This window comes from bacterium (assembly GCA_021372775.1).
Taxonomy (GTDB): domain Bacteria; phylum Acidobacteriota; class Polarisedimenticolia; order J045; family J045; genus JAJFTU01.
Window position 1 is genome coordinate 1 of sequence record JAJFTU010000209.1, and the last position, 2,342, is coordinate 2,342.

General features: G+C 74.5%; 3 protein-coding genes. All 3 read right to left on the minus strand.

The features are described from left to right. Nucleotides 1-418, minus strand: a 418-nt coding sequence (locus LLG88_07295) for a hypothetical protein (protein ID MCE5246712.1), incomplete at its 3' end; no start/stop codon positions are given. Between the two features lie 156 nt (nucleotides 419-574). Then, nucleotides 575-1,039 (minus strand): hypothetical protein, encoded by a 465-nt coding sequence (locus tag LLG88_07300; GenBank protein MCE5246713.1) that lies wholly within the window; start codon nucleotides 1,037-1,039, stop codon nucleotides 575-577. A gap of 351 nt (nucleotides 1,040-1,390) precedes the next feature. Continuing rightward, nucleotides 1,391-2,342, minus strand: a 952-nt coding sequence (locus tag LLG88_07305) for a hypothetical protein (protein ID MCE5246714.1), incomplete at its 5' end; no start/stop codon positions are given.

Genomic DNA, 2,342 nt, shown 5'->3' on the forward strand with positions numbered 1-2,342 from the left:
CGATGTACTCGCGGGCGTAGAAGATCTCGGACTCGTTCCGCAGCAGATGGTCGTAGTAGGAGCGCTGCCACTCCGCGTCCGGCGCGTGCGCGCGGATCCCCGGCAGCGACGCCGTCTTGAACCGCCGCACCACCTCGCCCAGCGGCGTCCCCGCCTCGAGCTCGAGGACCGCGTGGACGTGGTCCGGAATCACGACGCGCGCATCCACCCGCACCGCCGCGCAGAGCCGCGGCAGCGCCTCCAGAACAAGCAGCGCCGCGCGCCCGGCGTCCGACAGCGCGACGCCGTCCTCGGCCACCCGCCCGAACACCGGCCGCCGCCCGCGCACGCAGCAGGTGACGAACCACCACCCGCCGCCCGCGTAGCTCAGGCAGCCCAGGCGCGGCGAGCGCCGGTTCGGAAACGGATCGATCGCCATGCGCGGAAGGTGCCGCGCAAGCCCTCGGGACGCCCCGTCCCGTTCATGCGCGCCGTTGCCGCCGCGGGACGCCGACGTTGCGCGGGGTCCGCGTCGGGCGGCAGGCGCGGTGGAATCTTGAGCGGGGACACGATGATCGGGGCGCGCCAGCCGCCCCTACGGCGCCCCGAACAGGCGAGCCGCGGCGCGGCGGGGATTCGCGGCGATGTACTCGCGGGCGTAGAAGATCTCGGACTCGTTCCGCAGCAGATGGTCGTAGTAGGAGCGCTGCCACTCCGCGTCCGGCGCGTGCGCGCGGATCCCCGGCAGCGACGCCGTCTTGTACCGCCGCACGACCTCGCCCAGCGGCGTCCCCGCCTCGAGCTCGAGGACCGCGTGGACGTGGTCCGGCATCACGACGCGCGCGTCCATGCGCACCGCGGCGCAGAGCCGCGGCAGCGCCTCCAGCGCGAGCAGCGCCGCGCGCCCGGCGTCCGACAGCACGACGCCGTCCTCGGCCACCCGCCCGAACGCGGGCCGCCGCCCGCGCACGCAGCAGGTGATGAACCACCACCCGCCCCCCGCGTAGCCCAGGCAGCCGAGGCGCGGCGAGCGCCGGCTCGGAAACGGATCGATCGCCATGCGCGAAAGGTGCCGCGCCCGCCCCCCGCGCGCGCCGCCCCGCGCCGCGCGCCGTTGCCGCCGCGGGACGCCGGGCCCCGCGGACGAAAAGAGGCGCGCGGGCTTTTCGCCTTTCGCTCTTTGCAACGCAAAACATGACGGGTCCGGGGTCCACGTCGCCGTAGGGGAGGCTGGCGCGCCGATCACGTCGTCGGAACAACGACGTCCCCACCGCGTCTGCCTCCCGACCTGACCACCGCACCCGATTGCCTTTCGATGCCTCAAAGGCAACGTTGCGCGGGGTCCTCGTCGGGCGGCAGGCGCGGTGGAGTCTTGAGCGGGGACGCGACGATCGGGGCGCGCCAGCCGCCCCTACCGTTTTCCGGTGAGATCCGACGGCACGAGCGGCCGGTCGAGCAACGCGAAGAAGCGCGCCGCGCGGTCCGGCCCCTCGCCGATCCAGCCCTCCACGAGATCGGCCCCGACGGTGTAGGTGTAGATGTAGGCGCGGTAGGCGCGGAAGAAGCGGATGTTCTGCTTCGCCCGGTCCGGGGCCGCGCCGAAGCGCACCAGGAACGCCTCGACCTCCGCCTCCGGCTTCCCCTCGTCGAGCAGCATCCGCGCCGCCTCGCCGCCGACGTAGCGCAGCGGCCGCGCCGCCTCCTTCACCCGCTCCCACGCCGCGAGGTCCTCGGCCTTGATCCCCGCGATCGGCGCCAGCGTCGCGGCCACGAAGGCCCGCTGCTCGGCGCGCGTCATCAGCACGTCCACGCCGACGTTCGCCGTCCCCTCGGCGATCAGCGACTGCGGCGAGTAGAGCGGGTAGACCGTGTACTCGCGCCACCCCGCGCCGCGCACGAGCCTCGACTCGAGCAGCGCGTTGTAGACGTGGTGCCCCGGATACCCCTCGTGCGCGAGGACCTCCAGCGCGCCGTCCACGGTCATCGGGATGTTCGTGTTCACCTGGATCAGGCTCTGGTAGCCGCCCTTGTACCAGTTGTAGGCGGCCCACGGCTGGTCCTTCACGTACTCGACGCTGAACCGCTCCCCGGCCGGCAGCGCGACGTGCGTCCCGGCGCGGCGCCGCACCTCGGCCAGCACCGCGTCCACCACCGCGGGGAGCTTCTCGCGCGGCACCTCGACGCGCGCGCGGACCGCCTGCATCCGCGCGGCGAGCGTCCCCGCGCCGGGGAGCAGCGCCTCGAGCCGCGCGCGGGCCGCCTCGAACGTCGCCGCCGGCACGGGCGGCGGCGCGACGTCGAACAGCAGCCGCGCCTCCTCGGCCAGCGACAGCCTCTCGCCCGACATCCGCCGCAGCGCGGCC